Genomic DNA, 25,861 nt, shown 5'->3' with positions numbered 1-25,861 from the left:
TGGGCAGGCGAATGAGCGAGACAGCGACATCATGAAGATCCTGCTCCTGGGCGATATCGTCGGACGGTCGGGCCGCGAGGCGGTGGTGGAAAAACTGCCCGCCATCCGCGAGCGCCTGGCGCTCGACTTCGTCGTGGCCAACGGCGAGAACGCGGCCGGCGGGTTCGGCATCACCGAGAAGATCATGGCCGAGTTGCTGCGGGCCGGCGTCGATGTGGTCACGACCGGCAACCATGTCTGGGACCAGAAGGAGACGGCGGGTTTCATCGACCGCACGCCGCGCCTGCTGCGGCCCGAGAATTTTCCCAAGGACACCCCGGGCAAGGGTTTCGGGATCTATGAGGCGCCGGGCAACCGCAAGGTGCTGGTCGCCAATCTGATGGGCCGCCTGTTCATGGATGCGCTCGACGATCCCTTCGCCGCCGGCGAGGCGATCCTGGCGCAGACGGGGCTCGGCCGCGGCGCCGACGCGGTGCTGTTCGATTTCCATGCCGAGGCGACCAGCGAGAAGATGGCCTTCGGCCATGTTTTCGACGGTCGGGTCTCGGCCGTGGTCGGGACCCACACCCATGTGCCCACGGCCGATACCATGCTGCTTTCGGGCCGCACGGCCTATCAGACCGATCTCGGCATGTGCGGCGATTATGATTCCGTCATCGGCATGCAGAAGACACTGCCGGTGCAGCGTTTCATACGCAAGATGCCGACCGATCGGCTGACGGCGGCGGAGGGGCCGGCCACGGTCTCGGGCATTTTTGTCGAGACCGACGACGACACGGGCCTCGCGCGCCGTGCCGCGCCCTTGCGGGTCGGCGGCAAGCTGGCCGAAAGCTGGCCCTGAGGCCGGCCCGGCATCCGGACGAGAAAGGAGACGCCATGGGGCAACTCGATCATCGCGTCGCGATCGTGACCGGCGCCAGCACCGGCATCGGCTTGGCGATCGCCAAGGCCTTCGCCGCCGAGGGCGCCAAGGTCGTGCTGGCGGCGCGCAGCCGCGACAAGCTGCAGGCCGCGGCCGACGCGATCCGCGCCAATGGCGGGGAGGCGCTGGCGATCACGACCGATATCTCCAAGGAGAACCAGGTCGGGATCCTCTTCAGCCGCACGGTCGAGGCCTATGGCAAGGTCGATATCCTGGTCAACAATGCCGGCGTCGCCGCGCCCGAGACGGTGGAGAATCTATCGCTCGAGGACTGGCAGCGCGTGATGGATGTCAATGTGACCGGCGCCTTCCTCTGTTCGCGCGAGGCGTTCCGGCTGATGAAGCCCCAGGGCGGCGGGCGCATCATCAATATCGGCAGCGTCTCGGCCAAGGCGCCGCGGCACAAGTCGGCCGCCTACACCACCTCGAAATTCGCCCTCGAAGGGCTGACCCGATCGCTCGGTCTCGACGGACGCAGCTACGGCATCGCCGTCTCGGTGCTGCAGCCCGGCAATACCGACACGCCGATCTGGCTGGGCGCCGAGGAGAAGGCGCGCAAGGAAGGCTGGATGGCCGCCGAGGACGTCGCCCGCGTCGCCGTCCTGATCGCGAGCCTGCCGCCGGACGTCAATCTCTATGAGAGCGTGATCCTGCCGGTGACGATGCCGTTTTTGGGGCGGGGGTAGGCGCCGCCGCCGGGGTGGCATCTCTGGCGCCATCTGCTCATGTCGCCAAGTTGGCACCTCTGCCGCCATTCGCTCATAAGGTCATCCCCGCGAAAGCGGGGACCCAACTTTAAGCTTGGTGTGCTGGATCAAGATGGGTCCCCGCTTTCGCGGGGATGGCCATTTGGCGCGCTCAGACCGGCTTGGCGGTCAGGATCGCGCGGGCGACTTCGCGTTCGATGGTCTCGGCGCGGGCGGTGAGGTCGTCGGCGATGCGCTTGGAGGCGGCCAGGCCCGGGGTGCCGGTGGCGGCCAGCGCCAGGGCGGCGTCCAGCGCGCTGAGGCCCGCCTCGGAGACCATCTCGGTCACCCGCTGCGCGACCCGGCCCAGCTCGGCGGTGCCGTTGCCCCGGCGCTTCAACGCCTTTTCGAGATCGGGAAGAACGGGACCTGGAACCTGAGCCATGAAAGCCTCTCCTGGGATGTCGTCCCGAGTGTGGTTTTCGAAGATTAACAAGCGCTGAAACCGACTCGGGTGGCAAGTCTCCGGCCAACCCCCGGCTGGCCCCCTCTGACCCCTTGGGAAGCCTAGGGAATCCTGCTAGAAGGCGGCCGCATTCTTGCCATATTGACGGACTACCTCTGCGCCGATATGGCGGATGGGCCCCACAAAATATGGTAGGGTAACGCTAAATCCCCTCAGCATCTGGATTTTGAGGCTATGGCTGGCCATTCGCAATTCAAGAACATCATGGTCCGCAAAGGCGCCCAGGACGCGCGCCGCGGAAAGCTTTTCACGAAACTGATCCGGGAACTGACCACGGCAGCCCGCAATGGCATGCCCGACCCGGCGGCCAATCCGCGCCTTCGTTCCGCCATCGCGGCGGCGCGCAATGCGAACATGTCGAAGGACACGATCGAGCGCGCGATCAAGCGCGGCAGCGGCGGCGGGGCGGACACGAACTACGAGGAGATCCGCTATGAGGGCTATGGCCCGGGCGGCGTCGCCATCATCGTCGAGGCCCTGACCGACAACCGCAACCGCACCGCCTCGGAGATTCGATCGGTCTTCTCCAAGGGCGGCGGGAATATGGGCGAGACCAACAGCGTCTCCTTCATGTTCGGCCGCAAGGGCACGATCCGCTTCCCGCTGGCCGTGGCGACGCCCGATGCGATGTTCGAGGCGGCGCTCGATGCCGGGGCCGAGAATGTCGAAAGCGACGAGACCGGCCACACCATCACGACGCCGGTCGAGGATTTCGCCCAGGTGCGCGACGCGCTCGAAGCGAAGTTCGGGGCGCCGGAGTTCGCCCGCCTGACCTGGCAGCCGCAGAACACGGTGCCGGTCGATGACGCCGCCGCAGAGACGCTGCTCAAGCTGATCGAGGCGCTCGAAGACAATGACGACGTTCAAACCGTATTCGCGAACTACGAAATCGCCGACGAGGTCCTGGCGCGGTTGTCGGCCTGAGCAGGCCCGGCGAAATCGCCCCGGACGAAAGCGACGGATAAGAGGGACATGCGGCTCCTGGGGCTAGATCCCGGATTGCGCCACACCGGCTGGGGCGTGATCGAGGTCAGAGGCAACCGACTCTCGCACATCGCCGACGGCGCCGTTCATTCCGACGGCGCGAAGGCGATGGCGGAGCGTCTGGTGCAGCTCCATGAGGGGCTGGCCCGGGTGATCGAGCGCTATCGGCCCGACGCCGCCGCGGTCGAGGAGACCTTCGTCAACAAGAACCCGAACTCGACCCTGAAGCTGGGGCAGGCGCGCGGCGTGGCGCTGCTGGTGCCGGCGCTGGCGGGGCTTCCGGTCGCGGAGTATTCGACCAACCTGGTGAAGAAGTCGGTGGTGGGGGCCGGTCACGCCGAGAAGCAGCAGATCCAGCGCATGGTGAAGCTGCTGCTGCCGGGCTGCCTGATCGAAAGCGCCGACGCCGCCGATGCGCTTGCCGTCGCCATCTGCCACGCGCATCACTACAACACCCAGCAGCTCTGGCAGGCGCCGGCCGTCGCGGAGGCGGGCCGATGATCGCCAGGCTCAAGGGCCTGGTCGACAGCGTCGGCAGCGACAGCGCGGTCATCGACGTGAACGGCGTGGGCTATCTCGTCTTCGCGTCGAGCCGCACGCTGGGCCGGCTGGGGCGCGTCGGCGAGGCCGCGAACCTGCTGATCGAGACCCATGTGCGCGAGGACCATATCCATCTCTATGGCTTCGCGACCGCCTCCGAGCGCGACTGGTTCCGGCTGCTGACGACGGTGCAGGGCGTGGGCGCCAAGGTCGGGCTCTCGCTTCTGGGCGCGCTGGCGCCGGAGGAATTGCTGCAGGCGGTCCTCGCGCAGGACAAGACGGCGATGACGCGCGCGAGCGGCGTCGGACCCAAGCTGGCGCAGCGCATCGTGACGGAGCTCAGGGACAAGGCCGGCGGCATCGCGCTCGGCACGCCGCTGGCGGGCCTCGCCAGCGCCGCCGCCGAGAGCGAAGCGCCAGGGCCGATGGCCGACGCGGTCTCGGCCCTGGTCAATCTGGGCTATCGCCCGCAGGAAGCGCTGGGCGCGGTGTCGAGCGCCGCCCGCGCGCTCGGCGCCAAGGCCTCGGCCGAGGCCCTGATCCGCGCCGGGCTTAAGGAACTCAGCCATTGAGCGAGACCCGCGTCATCCAGCCGGAACGCCGCGTCGAGGACCAGCTCGAGGCGAGCCTGCGCCCGCTGACGCTGGACGAATTCATCGGCCAGCAGCAGCTGCGCGAGAATTTGCGCATCTTCATCACGGCGGCGCGCGGCCGCGCCGAGGCGCTCGACCATGTGCTGTTGTTCGGACCGCCGGGCCTCGGCAAGACCACGCTGGCGCAAATCGTCGCGCGCGAGCTGGGCGTGGGCTTCCGCGCCACCTCGGGTCCCGTGATCCAGCGCGCCGGCGACCTGGCGGCGCTCCTGACCAACCTGCAGCCCCGCGACGTGCTCTTCATCGACGAGATCCATCGCCTCAATCCGGCGGTCGAGGAGATCCTCTATCCGGCGATGGAGGACCAGCAGCTCGATCTCATCATCGGCGAGGGCCCGGCGGCGCGCTCGGTGCGCATCGACCTGCCGCCCTTCACGCTGGTGGGGGCCACCACGCGCTCCGGATTGATCACCACGCCCTTGCGCGAGCGCTTCGGCATTCCGCTGCGCCTGCAGTTCTATACCGCCGACGAGCTCGAGGCGATCGTGCGCCGCGGCGCCGGCGTCCTGTCGATGAAGCTGACGCCCAAGGGTGCGGCCGAGATCGCGCGGCGTGCGCGCGGCACGCCGCGCATCGCCGGGCGGCTGCTGCGCCGGGTCCGCGATTTCGCGGCGGTGGCGGGTCGCGACGAGGTCGACGAGAAGGCGGCCGACGCCGCGCTCAACCGGCTCGAGGTCGACGGGCTGGGTCTCGATTCGATGGACCGGCGCTACCTGCGCTGCATCGCCGACAATTATGCGGGCGGGCCGGTGGGCGTCGAGACGCTGGCGGCGGCGCTCTCCGAGCAGCGCGACGTGATCGAAGAGGTGATCGAGCCGTTCCTGATTCAGCGCGGCCTGCTGCAGCGCACGCCGCGCGGCCGCATGCTCACCGCCAACGGCTATCGCCATCTGGGACTGCCCGAGCCCGAGCATGCCGGTCAACTCGATCTGATCGCGCCAGCCGATCCCGCGGAGGTGCCGCTTGATTGAGCGCGAGGCGTCGGGCGCCGAGATCCATCGCTGGCCGATCCGGGTCTATTACGAGGACACGGATGCGGGCGGCATCGTCTATTACGCCAACTATCTGAAGTTCGCCGAGCGGGCGCGCACCGAGATGATGCGCGAGCTCGGCACCAGCCATTCCGAGATGACCCGGACCGAAGGGCTCAGCTTCGCCGTGGCGCGCTGCGAGGTGGAATACCTCAAGTCGGCGCGTCTCGACGATCTGCTCGAGGTCCGGACCCGCATTGTCGAGGTGGGGGGAGCCACCCTCGATGCCCTTCAGGTGATCCGGCGGAGCGAGGACGAGGTCGCGCGTCTGAAAGTCCGGCTTGCCTGCCTCAACCGCGACGGCCGTGCGAAGCGAATTCCAGCTTCGGTGCGTGCCGCGCTTTCCCGTTTTCAGCAATCCGAAGAGCGAGTCGAGTAGATGGAGAACGCCGCAATTGATGCCGCCGCCCTCGCCGGGTCGGCGCCGCCGTCCGATCTGACGATCATCGGCCTGTTCCTGCAGGCCGACATCGTCGTCAAGATCGTGATCCTGATCCTGGTCCTGGCCTCGTTCTGGACCTGGGCCATCATCTTCGACAAGGTGATCCGCATCCGCCGGCTGACCAGCCTCGCCGACAAGTTCGAGGAATCCTTCTGGTCCGGCGGCTCGCTGGAAGAGCTGTTCGACCGCATCTCGAACCGGCCGCCCGACCCGATGTCGGCGATCTTCGTCGCCGCCATGCGCGAATGGCGCCGCTCGGCCGCCAAGGGCCTGCTCGGCACCGACCAGCTGCGCACCAATTTGCAGGACCGCATCGAGCGGGTGATGGACATCACGCTCGGCCGCGAGATGGAGCAGCTCGAACGCCACTTGATCTATCTCGCCTCGGTCGGCTCGTCGGCGCCCTTCATCGGCCTGTTTGGCACGGTCTGGGGCATCATGAACAGCTTCGCCTCGATCGCGGCTGCCAAGAACACCACGCTGGCCGTGGTGGCGCCCGGCATCGCCGAGGCCTTGTTCGCAACGGCGCTGGGCCTCGTCGCCGCCATCCCGGCCGTGCTCGCCTACAACAAGCTCTCGGGCGACATCAGCCGCTATGGCCATCGCCTCGAGGCCTTCTCGGGCGAGTTCGGCGCGATCCTCTCCCGCCAGCTCGAGGAGAAGCGCTAGATGGCCGGCGCCGTCAACATCGCCGGTCCGAAGCGGCGCTCGCGCCGTCGAGGCGGCCGCAGCGCGAGCTGGCGTCCGATGGCCGAGATCAACGTCACGCCGATGGTCGACGTCATGCTGGTGCTGCTGGTGATCTTCATGATCACGGCACCGCTGCTGACGGCCGGCATTCCCGTCAACCTGCCGCAGACCAAGGCCGACGCGCTGAGCGAGCCGACCGAGCCCCTGGTCGTGACGGTCAATGGCGAGGGCAAGATCTATCTGCAGGAGACCGAGGTGCCGCTGGAATCGCTGGTGGCGCGGCTGCAGGCGATCACGGCCAACAAGCCCGACACCAAGATCTATGTCCGCGGCGACAAGGCGATCAACTATGGCCGCGTCATGGAAGTGATGGGCCTCGTGAAGAGCGCAGGCTTCGCCCAGGTGGCGCTCATCGTCGAGCAGCCGGCCGAGACGCAAACGGGAACTCAGATTGGCAATTGATCGTTCCATGGGGCGTGGCGCGCTGATCAGCGTGCTCTTCCACGCCGCTATCTTCGCGGCGATCTTCTTCGGCTTGCCTGACTGGATTGCACCGGAGGACCTGCAACAGCCGGTCCCGGTGCAGCTTGCGACCATGGCCGACATCACCACACCGCCCAAGCAGGAGCAGCCCACACCGACACCGACGCCGGTCGAGAAGCCGAAGCCGCCCGAGCCCGAGCCGACGCCGCCCCCGCCGCAGCCGCAGGCGGAGACGCCGCCGCCCGAGCCCCCGGCGCCCACGCCGCCCGAGCCGGAACCCCAGCCCACGCCGCCGCCGCCCGAGCCCGTGCCCGACGAAGCCGCGCCCGAGCCCGCACCGGCGGCAGAGCAGCAGCCGGAGCCCGAGCCGCCGAAGATCGTGCCGGCGCAGAAGCCGAAGCCGCCGCAGGAGAAGCCGGTCGAGAAGCCCAAGCCGCAAGAGGACGCGTTGGCCTCGCTGTTGAAGAATGTCGAGCAGATGAAGGAGCAGCCCGATCAGACCCAGACCCCGCCGCAGCCCAACCAGCAGCCGACCCAGCCGCAGACGCCGCAGAATCTGTCGGACGCGCCGCTGACGATGAGCGAGATCGATGCGATCCGCCAACAGCTTCAGCAATGCTGGAACGTGCCGGCGGGTGCCCGCGACGCGCAGAATCTCGCGGTCGAGATCCGGGTCATGTTCAATCCGGACGGGTCGGTGGCGCGCGCCGAGATCGTCGACACCTCGCGCATGGCGTCGGATCCGTTCTACCGGACGGCGGCCGAAAGCGCCTATCGCGCCGTCCTGCTCTGCAGCCCGCTGCAGCAGATGCCCGTGAAAAAATACAACAACTGGAAGAACGTCACGTTGAACTTCGATCCCAGACAGATGGTTGGCCAATGAACGCACCGATGTCGGTCAAGAAATGCAATGGCTGGAAAGTCGTCACCCTGAATTTCGATCCGAAGGAGATGGTTGGTCAATGAACGCGCTCTTCAGGCTCGGCCGGTACGCGGCCCTGACGGTTCTCCTGGTCGCGACCGCGGCGGGGACGACGGCGACGAAGGCGTCGGCGCAGGAAGGCCTGCGCATCGACATCACGCAGGGCGTGATGAAGCCGATGCCGATCGCCATCACCGACATGTATGGCAGCAACCCGAACGACCAGACCGTCGGCGCCAACGTCTCGCGCGTGGTCTCGGCCGATCTCGAGCGCTCGGGGCTGTTCAAGCCGATCGATCCCAAGGCCTTCATCCAGACGCCGGAATCGCTACGGGTGCAGCCGCGCTTCGGCGACTGGCGCGTCATCAACGCGCAGGCCCTGGTCTCGGGCAGTGCCGAGACGCAGGCCGACGGCAGGCTGCGCGTCGAGTTCCGCCTGTGGGACATCTATGGCGAGCAGCAGATGACGGGTCTCGCTTATTTCACCCAGCCCGAGAACTGGCGCCGCGTCGCGCATATCATCGCCGACGCGATCTATAAGCGCCTCACCGGCGAGGACGGCTATTTCGACAGCCGCATCGTCTATGTCGCGGAGTCCGGCCCCTATGACCGGCGCGTGAAGCGCCTCGCGATCATGGACCAGGACGGCGAGAACCACCGCTACCTGACCGACGGCAGCTACATCGTGCTGACGCCGCGCTTCTCGCCCTCGACGCAGGAGATCACCTATCTCTCCTACTACAACAACCGGCCGCGGGTTTATCTCTTCAACATCGACACCGGCCAGCAGGAAGTGCTGGGCGATTTCCCCGGCATGACCTTCGCGCCGCGTTTCGCGCCCGACGGCAATCGCGTCATCATGAGCATGGCGCAGAACGGCAACACCGAGATCTATGCGATGGATCTGCGCACCCGCAAGGTGACGCGCCTGACCAACAACCCGGCGATCGACACCTCGCCGAGCTACTCGCCCGACGGCAGCCAGATCACCTTCAACTCCGATCGCGGCGGCTCGCAGCAGATCTACACGATGAATGCCGACGGCTCGAACGTGCAGCGCATCAGCCACGGCCAGGGCAAATACGGCACCCCGGTCTGGTCGCCGCGCGGCGACCTGATCGCCTTCACCCGCATTTCGGGTGGCACCTTCTATATCGGCGTGATGCGGCCCGACGGATCGGGGGAGCGCATGTTGACGCAGGGGTACCTGGTGGAAGGCCCGACCTGGTCGCCCAACGGACGCGTTCTGTCGTTCTTCCGGGAGTCCAACCAGGGTCAGCCGAAGCTCTATACGATTGACCTGACAGGGACGAATGAGCGTCAGCTCATGACTCCGCTCGACGCGTCCGACCCCGCCTGGTCACCCCTTATTCCCTAATCAATCGTTAGGAATGGCGAGCAAATTGGGATAAATCTCGATATGGCCTTGCTTGATTCCCTCCGCGGCACTCTTTATATATTGCGCCCGCGAAATGGCCGGCCGGTGCTGATTCGGAAGGGAAATTTGCCGTCTGGATGCGCCGCCTCAGCATGAAGCAAAAAGACCACCTCAAACTCCGATAAGCGTTCCCCCGGGACTGGCGAAGAAAGGTTTTGCCCATGAAGTTCAAGATTTTGACGGCGGTTGCCGCAGCGTTGCTGCTGGCCGCCTGCTCCTCGACTCCCGAATCGACCTCGGCTACCGACAGCAGCGGTTCGACCGGCACCTCGACGACCGGTACCTCGACCTCGAGCACGGTGACCCCCGGCACGCTGCAGGATTTCGTGCAGAATGTCGGCGACCGCGTGTTCTTCAGCTATGACCGCTACGACCTGACGCCCGAGGCCCAGGCCACCCTGCAGAAGCAGGCTGCCTGGCTGAAGGCCTATCCGCAGGCGACGGTCGTGGTGGAAGGCCATTGCGACGAGCGCGGCACCCGCGAGTACAACCTCGCGCTCGGCGAGCGTCGTGCGTCGTCGGTCGCCAACTACCTGGTCGCCCTCGGCATCGATGCCAACCGGATCCAGACCATCAGCTACGGCAAGGAGCGCCCGGCTGTTGACGGTCACGACGAGACCGCCTGGGCCCAGAACCGCCGCGGCGTGACGGTTCCGAACGTCCAGTAACAACAGGCCGGAAGGCGCGCCGCCCGCGGGATCCCCAGGGAACCGCCGATGCGCCGCAGGCGTTGTGATTGATTTGGCAGCCGGCCCGGGGGAACCCCTTGGCCGGCTGCGCCTTATTTTGGTCCAGAAAACCGGGCATCGTCCGACCGATCCCGGTAGGCAAGAACCGACGTCAAGCTGAGGAACCATGCCGATGCAGGGGCTCGCGACGATGAACAAGGTCAAGGCCGTGTCCGGCGCCATGCGTGCCGGCGGCTGGGTGCTGGCGGCCGGTTTGTTGCTGGCGCAGGCGCCGACCGCCCTGGCCCAGGACAGCGCGACCGTCCTGGCGCAGCAGGAAGTCCGGATCCAGCAGCTCGAGCAGCAGATCAGCGACCTGACCGGCAAGCTCGAGGACGCGAACTTCCAGATCCAGCAGCTCAATTCCCGCGTCGAGCGGATGCAGAAGGACACCGAATTGCGGCTGTCCACGCTCGAGCATGGCGGTGCCGCGACCGCCGGCGCCGGGACGATGGTGACGACCGACACCGGTACGATGGCCACGACGGCCCCTGCCACGACCGCCACGGGTACGGCGAACCCGCCGCCCCAGCCGACGGGGACCGGTATCCTGGGGACCCTGACCCAGAGCCAGATGGAGGCGGCGCAGTCGGCGCCGACCGCCACGGCGCCCGCGACGACCCAGACCGCCGCCGCCGCGACGACGCCCTACGAGCTGCCCGGTGCCACGCCGCAGGAGCAGTATGAGTATGCGTTCGGTCTGCTCCGCACGGCCAACTATGCGGAGGCCGAGAAGGCCTTCACCGCCTTCGTGCAGAAGAACCCGACCGATGTGCTCGCCGGCAACGCGCAATATTGGCTGGGCGAAACCTATTACGTCCGCGGCGACTATCAGCGAGCCGCCGTCGCCTTCGCCGAGGGTTTCCAGAAATATCCCAACAGCGGCAAGGCCGCCGACAATCTGCTGAAGCTCGGCATGTCGCTGGGCGAGATGGGCAAGAAGCAGGATGCCTGCACCGCCCTCTCCCAGCTGCTCACCAAATATCCGAGTGCTGCCGAGGATCTCCTGGTCCGCGCCAAGCGCGAGAAGGAACATTACGGCTGCGCGTGAGGCCGGCTTGGTCTCGCCGCCGAAAGCATCCGGACGCCGATCCCCTGTGAGCGCCCAGCGGCCCGCGAAGCCGCTGGGCGCTTTGCCTTTCGCTCGCACAATGCGGGCGCTGGGGCCCTTCGAGCGGTCGCCCGAGCTCGCGGTCGCGGTTTCAGGCGGCTCCGACAGCCTGGCGCTGACCCTGCTGGCCGCGCGCTGGGCGGCGTCTCGAGGCGGCCGTATCACCGCCATCACCGTCGATCACGGGCTGCGGCCGGAAGCGGCCGGCGAAGCGCGGCAGGTGAAACGCTGGCTGAGCGCCCGCGGCATCCACCATGTGACCTTGCGCTGGCGCGGCCCCAAGCCCGAACGCGGCCTGCCCGCGGCGGCGCGCGACGCGCGCTACGCGCTGCTGGCGCGCTATTGCCGGCGCCACGGGCTGCTGCATCTGCTGCTCGCCCACCAGGCCGAGGATCTGGCGGAAACCTTTCTCATCAGGCTCGGCCATGGCAGCGGCCTGATCGGACTGGCCGCCATGGCGTCGGTGACCGAGTTCGAGGGCGTGAGATTGCTGCGTCCGCTCCTGTCGGTGACGCGGGCAACGCTGCGCGCCACTCTGCAGGCGCAAGGGCAGGGCTGGATCGAAGACCCGACCAACCAGGACCTGAATTTCGAGCGCGCCCGTCTGCGTGCGCAAATGCCGCAGCTCCGGTCGCAGGGCATTCGCGCGGCGAGTGCCGCGGCCACGGCGAGGGCGCTGGGTCGGGCCAGGGCACGGATCGAGGATCGGGTCGCGGCGCTGCTGGTTCATGTGGCTTTGCAGCGGGATGGCCGGGCCCGTCTGCCGCGTCCGCTGCTGCTCGAGGCACCGCGTCCCCTGGCGCTGCAGACCCTGGCCGGGCTGCTCCAGACGATCGGCGGGCAGGATTATCCCCCGCGCGGCGACGCGCTCGACCGGTTGCTGGAGTGGATGAAATCGGGTACCGGTCGCGCCCGCACGCTGGCCGGATGCCGGATCGCGGTTCATGGCGAAGGATTCACGATCGCGCCCGAAGCCGGCAGGCCCGACCGCTCGGCAGCGCCGGGAGCCGGGCCCGGCATCAAGAATCCGCGATCCCAAGGGTGGCGGCCGCGCAGGCCCTTGATCCCCGGGCGGTTTGCGGTTGTTTAATTCCGGGGGGACATTATCTAGAGTGATACCGGCCGGTCGGGGGCCCGCTTCCCGCCGGTCTAAGGTGCGAATTCAACCCGCGGCTACGGTATAAGCCCTTGAATCTCACGAAAAATTTTGCGCTCTGGATCATCATCGCGCTGTTGCTGATCGCGCTCTTCAACCTGTTCGACGGGACCACCAGTCACGGGCCGCAGAGCGATATCGCCTATTCCGAGTTCCTGACCGAAGTCGGGAACGGCAAGATCACCGACGTGACGATCCAGGGCCAGACCATTTCCGGGCATTTCCAGGGCGATGGCCGCGCGTTCCAGACCTACGCGCCCCAGGATCCCAATCTGGTCAAGAGCCTGACCGACAAGGGCGTGAAGATCACCGCCGCGCCGATCGACGAGGGCGTCCATCCGCTGCTGCAGATCCTGATCTCCTGGTTCCCGATGCTGCTCCTGGTCGGCGTGTGGATCTTCTTCATGCGCCAGATGCAGGCCGGCGGCGGCAAGGCCATGGGCTTCGGCAAGTCGCGCGCGCGCCTGCTGACCGAGAAGGTCGGCCGCGTCACCTTCGAGGATGTCGCGGGCATCGACGAGGCCAAGCTCGAGCTGCAGGAAGTCGTGGAGTTCCTCAAGGACCCGCAGAAGTTCCAGCGCCTCGGCGGCAAGATTCCGAAAGGCGTGCTGCTGGTCGGCCCTCCGGGCACCGGCAAGACGCTGCTCGCCCGCGCCATCGCCGGCGAAGCCAACGTCCCCTTCTTCACCATCTCGGGCTCCGACTTCGTCGAGATGTTCGTGGGCGTGGGCGCGTCGCGCGTGCGCGACATGTTCGAGCAGGGCAAGAAGAACGCGCCCTGCATCATCTTCATCGACGAGATCGACGCGGTCGGCCGTCATCGCGGTGCGGGGCTGGGCGGCGGCAATGACGAGCGCGAGCAGACCCTGAACCAGCTGCTGGTCGAGATGGACGGCTTCGAGGCGAACGAGGGTGTGATCCTCATCGCCGCCACCAACCGTCCCGACGTGCTGGATCCCGCGCTCTTGCGTCCGGGCCGCTTCGACCGCCAGGTCGTGGTGCCGAATCCGGACATCCTGGGCCGCGAGCAGATCCTGAAAGTGCATATGCGGAAAGTGCCGCTGGCGCCCGACGTCGATGCCCGCGTGATCGCGCGCGGCACGCCGGGCTTCTCCGGCGCCGACCTCTCCAACCTGGTGAACGAGGCGGCCCTCCTGGCCGCGCGGCGCTCCAAGCGCGTCGTCACCATGGCCGAGTTCGAGGCCGCCAAGGACAAGGTCATGATGGGCGCGGAACGCCGCTCCATGGTCATGACCGAGAAGGACAAGGAAGAGACCGCCTATCACGAGGCGGGCCATGCCCTGGTCGGGCTCTATGTGGCGGGCAACGATCCGCTGCATAAGGTCACGATCATTCCGCGCGGCCGCGCCCTGGGCGTGACCATGAACCTGCCCGAGACCGATCGCTACAGCCTGAAGCTGCGCGAGATCACGGCGAAGCTCGCCATGATGTTCGGCGGCCGCATGGCCGAGGAGCTGATCTACGGGCCCGAGAACGTCTCGACCGGCGCCAGCAACGACATCCAGCAGGCCACCAATCTCGCCCGTCGGATGGTGACGGAATGGGGCATGAGCGAGAAGCTCGGCCGCCTGCGCTATGTCGACAACCAGGAGGAAGTGTTCCTGGGCCATTCGGTCACGCGCAGCCAGACCATCTCCGGCGCCACGGCGAAGCTGATCGACGAAGAGATCCGCCGCATCATCGAAGACGCGGAGCTCAAGGCCCGCACCATCCTGACCGAGCATCTCGCCGACCTGCACACGATCGCCAAGGCGCTGCTCGAATACGAGACGCTGAGCGGCGACGAGGTCAAGGCGCTGCTGCGCGGCGAACCGATCCGCGTCGGCGGCGAGGACAGCTCCGGCCCGACGCCGCCGCGCTCCTCGGTCCCGTCGAGCGGCGCGCCGGCGCGCGGCGACAGCGGCCGGCCGCGACCCGGCCTCGAGCCCGAACCGCAGCCCGGCGCCTAAAGCCTCCTCATGGCGGGCGCGGCCCGCAAGGGCAAGGCGGGCAAAGACCGCTCGGCCAAACCCAAGATCAAATCAGCTGCCAGAGCCGGCGAACGCGAAAGCGATCGCCGGCTCTATCTTTTTCCGGAAGGCATTCTCTCCGGCGCGGCCGCGCGCGACGCCGTCAAGACGGGGCAGGCGCTCAAGCTCGCCGGAGGGCCGCTCGCCTTCGGCCATATCGCGCTGATCGAGCGCGACGCGAAGACGCGGGCGTCGCAGGCTTTCGGCCTGCCGGATTTCGAACGCTGGCTGACACGCCAGCCGGCCGTGCGGCGCCGCACGCTCGGCAAGCGATTGGATCAGCTCACAGCCGCGCGACTGCGCTTCGCCGGGCTCGCGATGGACCGGCCGCGGATCATGGGTGTGATCAATGTCACGCCCGACAGCTTCTCCGACGGGGGACGGTTTTTCGATGCGGGCAAGGCGATCGCCCATGGCCAGGCGTTGGTCGAGGCCGGCGCCGAGATCCTCGATATCGGCGGCGAATCCACCCGGCCCGGCGCCGAGCCGGTCTCGCCCGAGGAAGAGATCCGGCGCGTGGTGCCGGTGATCGAGGCGCTGCGGACGAGCGGTATCGCGCTCTCGATCGATACCCGCCATGCGCGCGTCATGGCGGCGGCGGTCGAGGCGGGGGCCAGGATCATCAACGACGTGACGGCGCTGACCGGCGATCCCGACAGCCTGCACGTCGCCGCCGCGAGCGGCGCCGGCGTCGTGCTCATGCATATGCAGGGCGAGCCCCGCACCATGCAGACGAACCCGCGCTATCGCGAGGTCGCGCTCGATCTCTACGACTATTTCGCCGAGCGGCTCGACGCGGCCGAGGCGGCGGGGCTGTCGCGCCGGCGCATCGCCATCGATCCCGGCATCGGCTTCGGCAAGGCGATCGCGCATAACCGGGACATCCTCAACCGCCTGGCGCTGCTCCACGGGCTCGGTTGCCCGATCCTGCTCGGCGTATCGCGCAAGAGCTTCATCGCCAAGCTCAGCCGCGGCGAGGATCCGGCCCATCGCCTGCCGGGCTCGCTGGCGGCGGCGCTCTGGGGCCTCAAGGCCGGGGCGCAGATGATCCGCGTCCACGACGTGGCCGAGACCGCGCAGGCGGTGGCGGTGTGGCAGGCGCTGGCGGGGGGAAATTCTTGATTTGGTCGCTTCGCGAGGCAGTGCGATCGCTGCGCTCTACTTCGAAGCTTCGGGTGAGATCGGTGATCGGTAGCGCAGTGCTTGCTTGAAGCAACCCCTCCCCCTACCCCCTCCCGCAAGGGGAGGGGGCTAGAAAAAATGGACTGGGCTCCCTCGTGCAAGGGAAGGGGACTGGAAAAATGGACCACGCCCCCTCCCCTTGCGGGAGGGGGTAGGGGGAGGGGGTAGGGGGAGGGGTGGTCGCTGCGAGTCTCTGCCACCAGCCCGGAAATCGCACGGCCTTGATGGGGCCACACTGCTAGACTGTGCTGGTCAGGGGCGAAACGGAATCGACAGGCTTTCATGACGCGCAAACTCTTCGGCACCGACGGCATCCGCGGCAAGGCCAACACCGAGCCGGTCACCGCCATGACCGCGCTCAAGCTCGCCATGGCGGCGGGGGCCGAGTTCACCCGCGGCAGCCATCGCCATCGCGTGGTGATCGGCAAGGACACGCGGCTCTCGGGCTATATGCTGCAGCCGGCGCTCACCTCCGGCTTCGTCGCCATGGGCATGGACGTGATCCAGCTGGGGCCGATGCCGACGCCCGCCATCGCCATGCTGACGCGCTCCCTGCGGGCCGATCTGGGCGTGATGATCTCGGCCTCGCACAATCCTTATGAGGACAACGGCATCAAGCTGTTCGGGCCGGACGGCTACAAGCTTTCGGACGAAGTCGAAGCGCGCATCGAGGCGCGCATGGCCGCTCACGAAACGTTGCCGATGGCGGCACCCGCCGAGCTCGGCCGCGCCCTGCAGCTCGAAGACGCGCCCGGTCGCTATACCGAGGCGGTCAAGCGCAGCTTCCCCAAGTCGCTCAAGCTCGACGGCTTGAAGATCGTGGTCGATTGCGCCCACGGCGCCGCCTATCGCGTGGCGCCGACGGTGCTCTGGGAGCTGGGCGCCGAGGTGGTGGCGATCGGCGTCGCGCCCGACGGCTTCAACATCAATCGGGACTGCGGCGCCACGGCGCCGGCTGCCCTGCAAGCCCGCGTGATCGCGGAAAAGGCCGATCTCGGCCTCGCGCTCGACGGCGATGCCGACCGGCTGATCCTGGTCGACGAGAAGGGCCGGATCGTCGATGGTGATCAGATCATGGCGCTGATCGCGCGCTCCTGGATGGAGCGGGACCGGCTGCACGGCGGCGCCGTGGTGGCGACGGTCATGTCCAATCTGGGGCTCGAGCGTTTCCTTGCCGGTCTCAAGCTGAAACTGCTGCGCACGCCGGTCGGCGACCGCTATGTGGTCGAGCGCATGCGCGCCGAAGGCTGCAATGTCGGCGGCGAGCAGTCGGGCCATATCATCCTCAGCGACTACGGCACCACCGGCGACGGGCTGATCGCGGCGCTGCAGCTCCTGGCCGTGATCGTGCGCGGGGCCAAGCCGGTGTCGGAGACGGCGCGGCTGTTCCAGCCGCTGCCGCAGCTCCTGAAGAACCTCAAATTCAACGGCGGCCAGCCGCTCGAGCGCGACGAGGTGAAGGCCGCGATCAAGGGCGGCGAGGCGGCGCTGGGCGATCGCGGCCGCGTGCTGATCCGCAAATCCGGCACCGAGCCCGTGATCCGCATCATGGCCGAGGGCGAGGACGAAGCGCTCGTCGGCCGCGTGGTCGAGGACATCGCGCAGGCGATCCAGCGGGCGGCGAAGTAAGGCTCAACTGCGGTTGTCCTCGGATAGGTCGAGCTTGCAGCTCACGCCCCACCCCAGCCTCCCCCTCAAGGGGGGAGGGGCCAGAGCGAGATTTCGATTTGCAGCGAATCCCTTTCTTCACCTCCCCCCTTGAGGGGGAGGCTGGGGTGGGGGGTAGACACAGACTCCGCTGTTCGCCGCCCTTCACACCACCGAGAGATAAGGCTCCGGCGCCGCCACCAGCAGCCCCGCCAGCTCGCCCAGCGCGCGCGCCAGGCAGGCACGGTCGCTGGCGGCGCCGAGACAGATGCGCACCGCCTGTTCCTTGGTGCGCGTCACGGCGAAGGCGCCGATCGGCGTGACGGGCGCGCCCTTGGCGGCGGCGGCGATGGCGAAATCGTCGGCGCGCCAGGGGTCGGAGAGCCGCAGCCAGCCATGGAGCCCGACGGGGTTGGCGCGCCAACCCAGCGCCCCCAGGGCATGGCGCGCGAGATTCTGGCGTGCGCGCGCTTCCTGGCGCCGCGCCTCGGCCATGCGATGCGCGCTGCCGTCGGCGATCAGGCGGCGCGCGATCTCGGCCAGGATCGGCGAAGCCATCCACACCGTCGCCTGCATCGCCGGCAGGAAGCGATCGCTCTGCCCCGACGGGACCACGAGATAGCCGATGCGCAAGCCGGGTGCGATGCATTTGGAGAGGCTGGTCAGGTAATAGCCCTGCGTCGGCGCGAAGGTCGAGAGCGGCGGCGGCGCATTGTCGATCAGATAGCCATAGACATCGTCCTCGATGATGGCGACGCCGTGACGCTCGGCGATGTCGGCGATCCTGCGCCGGCGCTCGACCGGCATCATCGTGCCGGTCGGGTTCTGCATCGTCGGCATGCAATAGAGCGCGCGGGGCGAGCCCTGGCGGCAGGCGGCTTCGAAGGCTTCGGGGATGAGCCCTTCCGAATCCATCGCCACGCCCTGGATGCGCAGGCGCTGCATCCGCGCCAGCGTGCGCACGCCCGGATAGGTGAGCGCCTCGGTCAGCAGCGTGTCGCCCGGCTCGAGCAGCGTGTTGAACGCGACCGCGGTGCCATGCTGGCCGCCGCAGGTGACGAGCAGGCGCTCGGGCTCGGCCGCGACTCCGCCCATTGCCACCCATTCGGCGCCGGCCGCGCGATGCTCCCGCATGCCTTCATGAGTCTGATAGGCGAGCAGCGCTTCGATGTTCTCGGCCGCGATCGCGGTCATGGCGCGATTGATGCTGTCGTCCTGCGCCAGGCGCGGCGCAAAATTGTGCCGCATGTCGGCGATCAGGGGCGTGTTCGGCCGGTGCTCCGCCTTGCGGCTCATGGCGAAGAGCGCATTGCCGCGATCGGGCTGGCCCCGCACATAGGTGCCGCGCCCGACCTCGCCGCCCACCAGCCCGCGCCGCGCCGCCTCGGCATAGGCCCGCGTGATGGTGCCGACCGTGACCCCGAGCGAATCCGCCAGCGCACGATGCGTCGGCAGCTGGTCGCCGGCTCCGAGCCGTCCGGCTTCGATGTCGCTGGCGAGCGCATCGGCGATGGCGATGTAGCGGGGACCCGTGCGTCCCGTCAGTTCGGGCGACCACATTGTCATGATGACAATCCACACATTGACGAAGAATTCGAGAGGATTGTATTCATTGATCGCCGGCACGCAACCCTGATTGTCGTCATGGATGTTCAGGGATCGGCCGCAAAAATTGCAGGGCTCGCGCGAGCGCGCTCCGCAGCTCGAGAAAAAGCGCCCGTGATAAAGAGGCGCCGGGGACGAAGGCGACCGCGACGCGGAGCCTGCCGCGACTGGATTTCTTCCAGGAGACCAACATGGAATTGGCGATCTATCAGATCGACGCCTTCGCCGAGCGGCGCTTCGCCGGCAACCCCGCGGCCGTGGTGCCGCTGCAATCATGGCTGCCCGATGCGACGCTGCAGGCGATCGCGGCCGAGAACAATCTCGCCGAGACGGCCTTCTTCGTGCGCGAGAACGGCAAGAGCGGCAGCGACTTTCACTTGCGCTGGTTCACGCCGACGGTCGAGGTCAATCTCTGCGGCCACGCGACGCTGGCCTCGGGCTATGTGATCTCGACCTATCTCGAGCCGGGCCGCACGCAGATGAGCTTCCGCTCGCGCGGCGGCGTGCTGGGCGTGACCCGGCGCGGGGACAGGCTGGCGCTCGATTTCCCGATCTACCCGCCCGAGAAGACGGCGATGCCGGCGGGCATCGAGAAGGCGCTGGGCCGCAAGCCGGCCCGGATGCTGGCCGTGCATCAGTGGCTCGCGGTCTATGACAGCGAGGCCGAGGTGGCGGACCTCAAGCCCGACATGGCGGCGATCGTGGCGCTGGGCAAGGACGGCATCATCGCGACCGCCCCGGGCGAGAAGAGCGACTATGTCTGCCGCTATTTCGCACCCCATGCCGGCATCCCCGAGGATCCCGCGACAGGCTCCGCGCAATGCGTGACGGTGCCCTACTGGGCCGAGCGGCTGGGCAAGGCGAAGCTCACCGGCCGGCAGATCTCCGCGCGCGTCGGCACGTTCGAGTGCGAGCTCAAGGGCGGGCGCGTGGAGATCGCGGGGCGCTGCGTCGCCTATCTCGAGGGAAAGATTCATGTCGATTGAGGAGATCCGGCGCGCGCCCGAGCCTCTTCCGGGCGCGCGCTGGACCCAGGATTTCGCGCTGGGCCTCTGGCATATCGCGCCGCTGATGGTGGGTGCCGCGCCGTTCGGCCTGCTCATGGGCGCGCTCGCGGCCCATAAGGGGTTCGGACCGCTGGAGATGCTGCTGATGAGCGGCACCGTCTTCGCCGGCGCCTCGCAGTTCGTGGCGATCGATCTGTGGCGCGATCCGATCCCGATGCTGACGATCATCCTCGCCACGGCGATGGTCAATCTGCGCCATGTGATCATGGGCGCCGCGATGCAGCCGGTGATGGGCCGCTTCGGCCGCTACCAGTCTCTGGCGGCACTCTTCGTCATGGCCGACGAGATCTGGATCCTGGCGATGCGCCGCGCGGCCCAGGGCAGGCTGACGCCGGCCTATTATCTCGGCCTGGGTGCCGTGTTCTATGTGAACTGGCTGTTCTGGACCGGGATCGGCACCGTCGTCGGCGGCGTCATCGAGAACCCGGCGCGCTATGGATTCGACTTCGCCTTCACGGCGGTCTTCCTGGTGCTGATCACCGGCATGTGGCGCGGCCGCGCCAGCGTGGCCCCTCTGGTCGCGAGCGGCACGGCGGCCCTGGCGGCCCATGCCTGGCTGCCGGGCGTCTGGTACATCCTCCTGGGCGGCATCGCCGGTGCCCTCGCCGGCGCCTTCTCGGGCGCGCAGAAATCATGAGCATCGACACGAACGCCCTGCTGACGATCCTCGGCATGGGTGCCGTCACCTATGCCACGCGGGTGGGCGGTTATGCGCTGCTGCATCTCTTTCCCGTCCGGGGGCGCCTCAAGGCCGGCCTCGAAGCCGTGCCGGTGGCCATCCTGACCGCGATCATCGCGCCCGCGGTGCTGGCGGCGGGGCTGGCCGACGCGCTGGCGGCGCTCGTCACCGTCCTTCTCGCGCTGCGCTTTCCCATGCTCGTCGCCTTCATCGGCGGCGTCGGTTCGGTGATCCTGCTGCGCTGGTGGCTCGGCTAGCGCGCGGCGGCTAAGATGGCGGCTTCCCGCCACCGCCGTCTCCGGCGACAGGCCTTCGTTCCCCGATAGAGTCCCATGGCTCGCCGCTCCCGCACCCTGCCGCCCCTGACCTCGCTGGTCGCCTTCGAGGCGGCGGCGCGCCAGCGGAGCCTCACGAGGGCCGCCAAGGAGCTCAACGTCACGCCAGGCGCGATCAGCAAGCAGATCAAGTCGCTCGAGACCGAGGCCGGCGTGCCCCTGTTGCTGCGCGGCCATCGCGCGATCGAGATGACGGCGCAGGGCGAGATTCTCTACGCGGCCCTGACGCGCGGCTTCGGCGAGATCGTCGCCGCCTTCCAGCGCATCAAGAGCAGCGGCGCCGGCCATCACAGCGTGACCCTGGGCTCGACGACCGCCTTCGCCCAGATGTGGCTGATGCCGCGGTTGGGGAGCTTCTGGCGGAAGCATCAGGACATCACCGTCAATCATGTCATCTCCGATTCCAGCCAGGACCTGGGCATGGCGCGCATCGATCTGCGGGTTCGCTATGGTGCGGGCGACTGGCATAACGAGACCGCCATCCGCCTGTTCGGCGACCGGATCTATCCGGTCTGCTCGCCGGATTTCGCCCGGCAGCATCCTGGCAAGGGCACCGCGGAACTCCCCTCTCTGCCCTTGCTGGAACTGGAGACCGGCGATCCGTCCTGGACCGGCTGGACCGACTGGCTGAAGGGAACCGGCGGAAAGGCGCGGTCGCTCAATCTGCGCACCTTCTCGAGCTATGTGGTGGCTCTGCAGGCGGCGCAGGACGGGCAGGGGGTGGCGCTGGGCTGGCACAGCCTGGTGGCGCCCCTGGTCGAGAGCGGAAAGCTGGTGGTATTGGGCGCCACCGCGATGCCGGCCTCGCAGTCCTTCTATGTGACCTGGGACGAGCATAAGAGCCTCTCGGCCGAGGCCCGGGTGCTGCGCGACTGGCTGATCTCCTTCGCCCGGCCGGACCCGGCAGCGGCAGTGCCGGGTTGAAAAGAACTCAATCGAGCGTCGAAAATTTCGGGGCTTGCGCCCGAGGCGGCCTTGGTCTCGCCTGGGGCAGCGCCGCCTTCGGGGGCGGCCTCGAATCGGGAGCTTCGGCATGTCGGCGCAGTCGGGATCGATCCAAGGGATGGAGGGCGGCGCCCTCGAGCGGGTGATCGGTCCGGTCGAGACCGCGCGCGGGCTTCCCAACGCCGCCTATATCGACCCGGCCGTCTTCGCCGCCGAGCGCGAGCGCCTGTTCGCCCGCAACTGGGCCTGCATCGGCTTCGCCAAGGACATTCCGCAGACCGGCGACCTCAAGCCGATCGAGCTGTTCGGCCGGCCGATGCTCATGGTGCGCGACGCCCAGGGCGAGGTGCGGGTGTTCGAGAATGTCTGCCGCCATCGCGGCATGACGCTGGTCGGCGAGGCGCGCCACTGCAACGGGCTCATCCGCTGCCCCTATCATTCCTGGAGCTACGATCTCCAGGGCGCCCTGAAGGCGACGCCCCATGTCGGCGGCATGGGCCAGAACAGCCATCCCGGGGTGAAGCGCGAGGAGCTCGGCCTCTTCGCGCTGCGCTCGCGGGTCTGGATGGACATGGTCTTCGTCAATCTCTCAGGAGCCGCGGCGCCGTTCGAGGATTACATCCGCAAGCTCGACCGGCGCTGGCAGGAGTTCAGCCGCAAGCCGCTCTATCATGGCGGCGCGGATTCCTCCTCGAGCTTCGACCTGCGGACCAACTGGAAGCTGGCGGTCGAGAATTACTGCGAGAGCTATCACCTGCCCTGGGTGCATCCGGACCTCAACAGCTATTCGCGGCTCGACGACCATTACAACATCGTCGAGCCGGGCGCCTTCTCCGGCCAGGGATCGCTGGTCTACAACCCGCAGCTCGGCGCCCACGGCGAGCGCTTCGCGCCCTTCGGCGATCTGTCGAAGCAATGGGACACGGGCGCCGAATATGCCTCGCTCTTTCCGAACGTCCTGCTCGGCGTGCACAAGGATCATTTCTTCGCGCTGATGCTGGAGCCGGTGGCGCCCGACCGCACCATCGAGCATCTCGAGATTTATTACGCGACGCCCGAGATGGCGGCTGTCGACATGGCGGAGATGCGCGCCCGGAACCTCGCCATGTGGCGCAAGGTGTTCCTGGAGGACGTCTTCGTGGTCGAGGGCATGCAGCGGGGCCGCCATGCCGCCGGCTTCGACGGCGGCAAGTTCTCGCCGGTCATGGATGTGCCGACCCATTGCTTCCACGAATGGGTGGCCCGGCAACTGCTGGCGCCGGCCGATGGCCGTGGGGCCGCGCTCTAGGCCGACCTCGCTCGGGACGTTCCGGGATTTCTGAACCAATCCGAGGGCTTGGCTTCCGGCCGGCCGCCGGGCGCCTTCGGGCGCGACCGACTGCCGGCTTGCTCCCGGGGGCCAATCGGGCTATGCACGCCCGGCCCTTTTTTCAGCCGAAAGCCCTGGTTCCCGCCCCGTGCAAGCCTCCGCCGAAAACGCGCTGCTGCCGACAGGCCTCAGCGACCTGCTGCCGCCCGATGCCGCCTTCGAGGCGGCGGTCGTGGACCGGCTGACGGCGCTGTTCGCGGCGCAAGGCTATGAGCGCATCAAGCCGCCGCTGATCGAGTTCGAGACCAGCCTCTTGGCCGGAGCCGGCGCCGCCATGGCCGAGCATACCTTCCGCCTCATGGATCCGATCTCGCATCGGATGATGGGCCTGCGCGCCGACATGACGCCGCAGGTGGCGCGGATCGCGGCCACCCGTCTCAAGAATTCGCCGCGGCCCCTGCGCCTCTCCTATGCGGGCCAGGTGCTGCGGGTGAAAGGCACGGAGCTCAAGCCCGCGCGCCAGCTGGGCCAGGTCGGCATCGAACTGATCGGCGCCGAGGGGCCGGCGGCCGATGCCGAGGTGATCCTGCTCGCGGCCGAGACGCTCTCGGCCCTGGGGCTCGAGGGCCTCACCATCGATCTCAATCTGCCCACCCTGGTGCCGGCCGCGGCCCAGGCGCTGGGCTTCCGCAAGACCGCGATCAAATCGCTGGTCCAGGCGCTCGACCGCAAGGACGCCGCCGCGGTCGCCGGCCATGCCGGACGCCATGCCGTGCTGTTCCAGGGCCTGATCGGCGCGGCGGGCCCGGCGCGGCGCGCGCTGGCGGCGCTGCAGCGCCTCGATCTGCCGCCGGAAGCGGCCGAAGAACGGCGCCGGCTGGGCGAGGTGGTGGCGCATGCGTTCCGCGCGCTGCCGCGGCTCCATCTCACCATCGATCCGGCCGAGCATCGCGGCTTCGAATATTACAACGGCGTCGGCTTCAGCCTGTTCGCGCGCGGCGCCCGCAACGAGCTCGGCCGCGGCGGGCGCTATGTCAGCGGCGAAGGCGAGCCCTCGACCGGCTTCAGCCTCTATCTCGACAGCCTGATCCAGGCGTTGCCGGCACCGGCCGCGGCGCGGCGGATCCTGCTGCCGCTCGGCACCGCGCGCGGGGCGGCGGCCAAACTGCGCCGCGAGGGCTGGATCACGATCGGTGCATTGCACGCCACAGCGGATATGATGGACGAGGCGCACCGCCTCCATTGCAGCCATGTCTGGCAAGGGGGCCGGGCGCGGTCCGTCGCCAAGACCAGTCCGCGCCGGCGCAAGACCAAAGCGTAGCGTTCCTAAGAATCTCCAGCATCTCCGCCGAACCAACGAGACCGAGAGGGTTGAAGCATGGCCAATGTCGCCGTCATCGGCGCCCAGTGGGGCGACGAGGGGAAAGGCAAGATCGTCGACTGGCTCTCCGAGCGCGCCGACGTCGTGGTCCGTTTCCAGGGCGGCCATAATGCCGGCCATACGCTGGTGGTGGGTGGCCAGACCTACAAGCTCTCGCTGCTGCCTTCGGGCGTCGTGCGCGGCAAGCAGTCGATCATCGGCAATGGCGTGGTGGTCGATCCCTGGGCGCTCTTGAAGGAAATCGAGACCATCAAGGGGCAGGGCGTCACGGTCGGCCCCGACGTGCTGAAGCTGGCCGAGAACGCGCCGCTGATCCTGCCGCTGCATGGCCAGCTCGACCGCCTGCGCGAGGAAATGCGGGGCTCGGCCAAGATCGGCACCACGGGCCGCGGCATCGGCCCGGCCTATGAGGACAAGGTGGCGCGGCGCGCCATCCGCGTCTGCGACCTCCTCGATCCCGCGACGCTCGGCGAGCGGGTCGACGATCTGCTGCTGCATCACAATGCGCTGTTGCGCGGCATGGGCGCGCCGGAGGTCGATCGCGACGTGCTGCTGGGGCAGCTCAACGAGATCGCGCCCAAGGTGGCGCCGTATGTGACCAGCGTCTGGCAATGCCTCGACGCGGCGCGCCGGCGCGGCGACCGCATCCTGTTCGAGGGTGCGCAAGGCTCGATGCTCGACATCGACCACGGCACCTATCCCTATGTGACCTCGTCGAACACGGTGGCGGCGCAGGCCTCGGTCGGGTCCGGCGTCGGTGTCGGGGCCGTCTCCTATGTGCTCGGCATCACCAAGGCCTACACCACGCGCGTCGGCTCGGGCCCGTTCCCGACCGAGCTCACCGACGAGACCGGCGAGCTCTTGGGCTCGCGCGGCAAGGAGTTCGGCGTGGTGACGGGGCGCAAGCGGCGCTGCGGCTGGTTCGACGCGGTGATGGTGCGCCAGGCCGTCAAGGTCGGCGGCATCGACGGTATCGCGCTCACCAAGCTCGACGTGCTGGACGGGCTGCCGGAGCTGAAGGTCTGCGTCGGCTACAATCTCGACGGCCAGCGCCTCGACCATCTGCCGGCCGGCACGGCGGCCCAGGCGCGCGTGCAGCCGATCTACAAGACCATGGAAGGCTGGTCGGAATCGACCCGCGGCGCCCGCTCCTGGGCGCAGCTCCCGGCGACCGCGATCAAATATATCCGGCGCATCGAGGAGCTGATCGAGGCCCCGGTGGCGCTCCTCTCCACCAGCCCCGAACGCGACGACACCATCCTGGTGCGCAATCCGTTCGCGGATTGACTTGTCCTTTGCCCTCTCCCCCACGCAGTGGGGGAGAGGGTTGCGCAGGCTTGGTTCAGGCGAAGCCGAAACCTAGCCGGAG

At 68.0% G+C, this 25,861-nt stretch carries 26 protein-coding genes; 24 read left to right on the top strand and 2 right to left on the bottom strand.

The window, feature by feature from the left end:
* The first annotated feature begins 31 nt into the window (after window positions 1-31).
* Window positions 32-841 carry a TIGR00282 family metallophosphoesterase gene (locus tag FRZ44_RS20565; protein WP_151178939.1) on the top strand — a complete coding sequence of 270 codons (810 nt, stop codon included), beginning with the start codon at window positions 32-34 and terminating at the stop codon, window positions 839-841.
* A gap of 35 nt (window positions 842-876) precedes the next feature.
* Window positions 877-1,608 carry an SDR family oxidoreductase gene (locus tag FRZ44_RS20560; protein ID WP_151178938.1) on the top strand — a complete coding sequence of 244 codons (732 nt, stop codon included), beginning with the start codon at window positions 877-879 and terminating at the stop codon, window positions 1,606-1,608.
* A 172-nt stretch (window positions 1,609-1,780) separates the two neighbouring features.
* Here FRZ44_RS20560 and FRZ44_RS20555 read toward each other — a convergent pair whose 3' ends face one another.
* Window positions 1,781-2,053 carry a hypothetical protein gene (locus tag FRZ44_RS20555; protein WP_151178937.1) on the bottom strand — a complete coding sequence of 91 codons (273 nt, stop codon included), beginning with the start codon at window positions 2,051-2,053 and terminating at the stop codon, window positions 1,781-1,783.
* A 255-nt stretch (window positions 2,054-2,308) separates the two neighbouring features.
* On the opposite strand from FRZ44_RS20555, the gene FRZ44_RS20550 reads away from it, so the two are divergent.
* The 15 genes from FRZ44_RS20550 to glmM all read left to right on the top strand — a co-directional run bounded on the left by FRZ44_RS20550 (window position 2,309) and on the right by glmM (window position 17,153).
* The gene (locus FRZ44_RS20550; RefSeq protein ID WP_151178936.1) at window positions 2,309-3,058 is read left to right on the top strand and encodes a YebC/PmpR family DNA-binding transcriptional regulator; all 750 of its coding nucleotides are present in this window, start codon (window positions 2,309-2,311) and stop codon (window positions 3,056-3,058) included.
* 48 nt (window positions 3,059-3,106) lie between these two features.
* Entirely contained in the window at window positions 3,107-3,619 is a 513-nt protein-coding gene (gene ruvC, locus FRZ44_RS20545) for a crossover junction endodeoxyribonuclease RuvC (protein ID WP_151178935.1), read from the top strand.
* Entirely contained in the window at window positions 3,616-4,230 is a 615-nt protein-coding gene (gene ruvA / locus FRZ44_RS20540; protein WP_151178934.1) for a Holliday junction branch migration protein RuvA, read from the top strand. The genes ruvC and ruvA overlap by 4 nt, the downstream gene beginning before the upstream one ends.
* Window positions 4,227-5,282, top strand: a complete 1,056-nt coding sequence (gene ruvB / locus FRZ44_RS20535; protein WP_151178933.1) for a Holliday junction branch migration DNA helicase RuvB — start codon at window positions 4,227-4,229, stop codon at window positions 5,280-5,282. The genes ruvA and ruvB overlap by 4 nt, the downstream gene beginning before the upstream one ends.
* On the top strand, window positions 5,275-5,721 hold the full coding sequence (gene ybgC, locus FRZ44_RS20530; protein ID WP_318526379.1) for a tol-pal system-associated acyl-CoA thioesterase: 447 nt from the start codon (window positions 5,275-5,277) through the stop codon (window positions 5,719-5,721). The genes ruvB and ybgC overlap by 8 nt, the downstream gene beginning before the upstream one ends.
* Complete coding sequence (tolQ, locus tag FRZ44_RS20525; RefSeq protein ID WP_151178932.1) at window positions 5,722-6,453, top strand: protein TolQ; 732 nt, start codon at window positions 5,722-5,724, stop codon at window positions 6,451-6,453.
* A complete protein-coding gene (tolR, locus tag FRZ44_RS20520; RefSeq protein WP_151178931.1) occupies window positions 6,454-6,936 on the top strand; it encodes a protein TolR in 483 nt (160 codons plus the stop codon).
* Entirely contained in the window at window positions 6,926-7,840 is a 915-nt protein-coding gene (locus FRZ44_RS20515) for a TonB C-terminal domain-containing protein (RefSeq protein ID WP_151178930.1), read from the top strand. Before tolR ends, FRZ44_RS20515 begins: the two co-directional genes overlap by 11 nt.
* A 79-nt stretch (window positions 7,841-7,919) precedes the next feature.
* Complete coding sequence (gene tolB / locus FRZ44_RS20510) at window positions 7,920-9,257, top strand: Tol-Pal system beta propeller repeat protein TolB (RefSeq protein WP_151178929.1); 1,338 nt, start codon at window positions 7,920-7,922, stop codon at window positions 9,255-9,257.
* 221 nt (window positions 9,258-9,478) lie between these two features.
* On the top strand, window positions 9,479-9,985 hold the full coding sequence (gene pal, locus FRZ44_RS20505) for a peptidoglycan-associated lipoprotein Pal (protein WP_151178928.1): 507 nt from the start codon (window positions 9,479-9,481) through the stop codon (window positions 9,983-9,985).
* A 193-nt stretch (window positions 9,986-10,178) separates the two neighbouring features.
* Complete coding sequence (ybgF, locus tag FRZ44_RS20500) at window positions 10,179-11,096, top strand: tol-pal system protein YbgF (RefSeq protein WP_191908217.1); 918 nt, start codon at window positions 10,179-10,181, stop codon at window positions 11,094-11,096.
* 100 nt (window positions 11,097-11,196) lie between these two features.
* Window positions 11,197-12,246 (top strand): tRNA lysidine(34) synthetase TilS, encoded by a 1,050-nt coding sequence (tilS, locus tag FRZ44_RS20495; protein ID WP_191908216.1) that lies wholly within the window; start codon window positions 11,197-11,199, stop codon window positions 12,244-12,246.
* A gap of 98 nt (window positions 12,247-12,344) precedes the next feature.
* The gene (gene ftsH, locus FRZ44_RS20490; protein WP_151178925.1) at window positions 12,345-14,282 is read left to right on the top strand and encodes an ATP-dependent zinc metalloprotease FtsH; all 1,938 of its coding nucleotides are present in this window, start codon (window positions 12,345-12,347) and stop codon (window positions 14,280-14,282) included.
* Window positions 14,283-14,291: 9 nt separating this feature from the next.
* Complete coding sequence (gene folP, locus FRZ44_RS20485; RefSeq protein WP_151178924.1) at window positions 14,292-15,464, top strand: dihydropteroate synthase; 1,173 nt, start codon at window positions 14,292-14,294, stop codon at window positions 15,462-15,464.
* Window positions 15,465-15,806: 342 nt separating this feature from the next.
* Window positions 15,807-17,153 carry a phosphoglucosamine mutase gene (gene glmM, locus FRZ44_RS20480; RefSeq protein WP_151178923.1) on the top strand — a complete coding sequence of 449 codons (1,347 nt, stop codon included), beginning with the start codon at window positions 15,807-15,809 and terminating at the stop codon, window positions 17,151-17,153.
* A gap of 183 nt (window positions 17,154-17,336) precedes the next feature.
* On the opposite strand, the gene ehuR is transcribed toward glmM, so the two are convergent.
* Window positions 17,337-18,737, bottom strand: a complete 1,401-nt coding sequence (ehuR, locus tag FRZ44_RS20475; RefSeq protein WP_191908215.1) for a MocR-like ectoine utilization transcription factor EhuR — start codon at window positions 18,735-18,737, stop codon at window positions 17,337-17,339.
* 230 nt (window positions 18,738-18,967) lie between these two features.
* Here ehuR and FRZ44_RS20470 point away from each other — a divergent pair, with 230 nt between their 5' ends.
* The 7 genes from FRZ44_RS20470 (at window position 18,968) to FRZ44_RS20440 (ending at window position 25,779) form a co-directional block, all read left to right on the top strand.
* On the top strand, window positions 18,968-19,762 hold the full coding sequence (locus FRZ44_RS20470; RefSeq protein ID WP_151178921.1) for a PhzF family phenazine biosynthesis protein: 795 nt from the start codon (window positions 18,968-18,970) through the stop codon (window positions 19,760-19,762).
* Window positions 19,752-20,480, top strand: coding sequence for an AzlC family ABC transporter permease (locus FRZ44_RS20465; protein ID WP_151178920.1), 729 nt, complete (start codon window positions 19,752-19,754; stop codon window positions 20,478-20,480). The genes FRZ44_RS20470 and FRZ44_RS20465 overlap by 11 nt, the downstream gene beginning before the upstream one ends.
* Window positions 20,477-20,779 (top strand): AzlD family protein, encoded by a 303-nt coding sequence (locus tag FRZ44_RS20460; protein WP_151178919.1) that lies wholly within the window; start codon window positions 20,477-20,479, stop codon window positions 20,777-20,779. Before FRZ44_RS20465 ends, FRZ44_RS20460 begins: the two co-directional genes overlap by 4 nt.
* A gap of 75 nt (window positions 20,780-20,854) precedes the next feature.
* Complete coding sequence (locus tag FRZ44_RS20455; RefSeq protein ID WP_151178918.1) at window positions 20,855-21,781, top strand: LysR substrate-binding domain-containing protein; 927 nt, start codon at window positions 20,855-20,857, stop codon at window positions 21,779-21,781.
* Between the two features lie 109 nt (window positions 21,782-21,890).
* On the top strand, window positions 21,891-23,090 hold the full coding sequence (locus tag FRZ44_RS20450; RefSeq protein WP_225308370.1) for an aromatic ring-hydroxylating oxygenase subunit alpha: 1,200 nt from the start codon (window positions 21,891-21,893) through the stop codon (window positions 23,088-23,090).
* A 169-nt stretch (window positions 23,091-23,259) separates the two neighbouring features.
* Window positions 23,260-24,432: an ATP phosphoribosyltransferase regulatory subunit gene (locus FRZ44_RS20445; protein ID WP_151178917.1), complete on the top strand. Its 1,173-nt coding sequence runs from the start codon at window positions 23,260-23,262 to the stop codon at window positions 24,430-24,432.
* Between the two features lie 57 nt (window positions 24,433-24,489).
* Window positions 24,490-25,779, top strand: a complete 1,290-nt coding sequence (locus FRZ44_RS20440; protein WP_151178916.1) for an adenylosuccinate synthase — start codon at window positions 24,490-24,492, stop codon at window positions 25,777-25,779.
* Window positions 25,780-25,861 lie beyond the last annotated feature (82 nt).

Source organism: Hypericibacter terrae (assembly GCF_008728855.1).
Taxonomy (GTDB): Bacteria; Pseudomonadota; Alphaproteobacteria; order Dongiales; family Dongiaceae; genus Hypericibacter; species Hypericibacter terrae.
The sequence above is the reverse complement of the archived record's forward strand: the minus strand, read 5'-3'. Positions and strand labels throughout refer to the sequence as shown.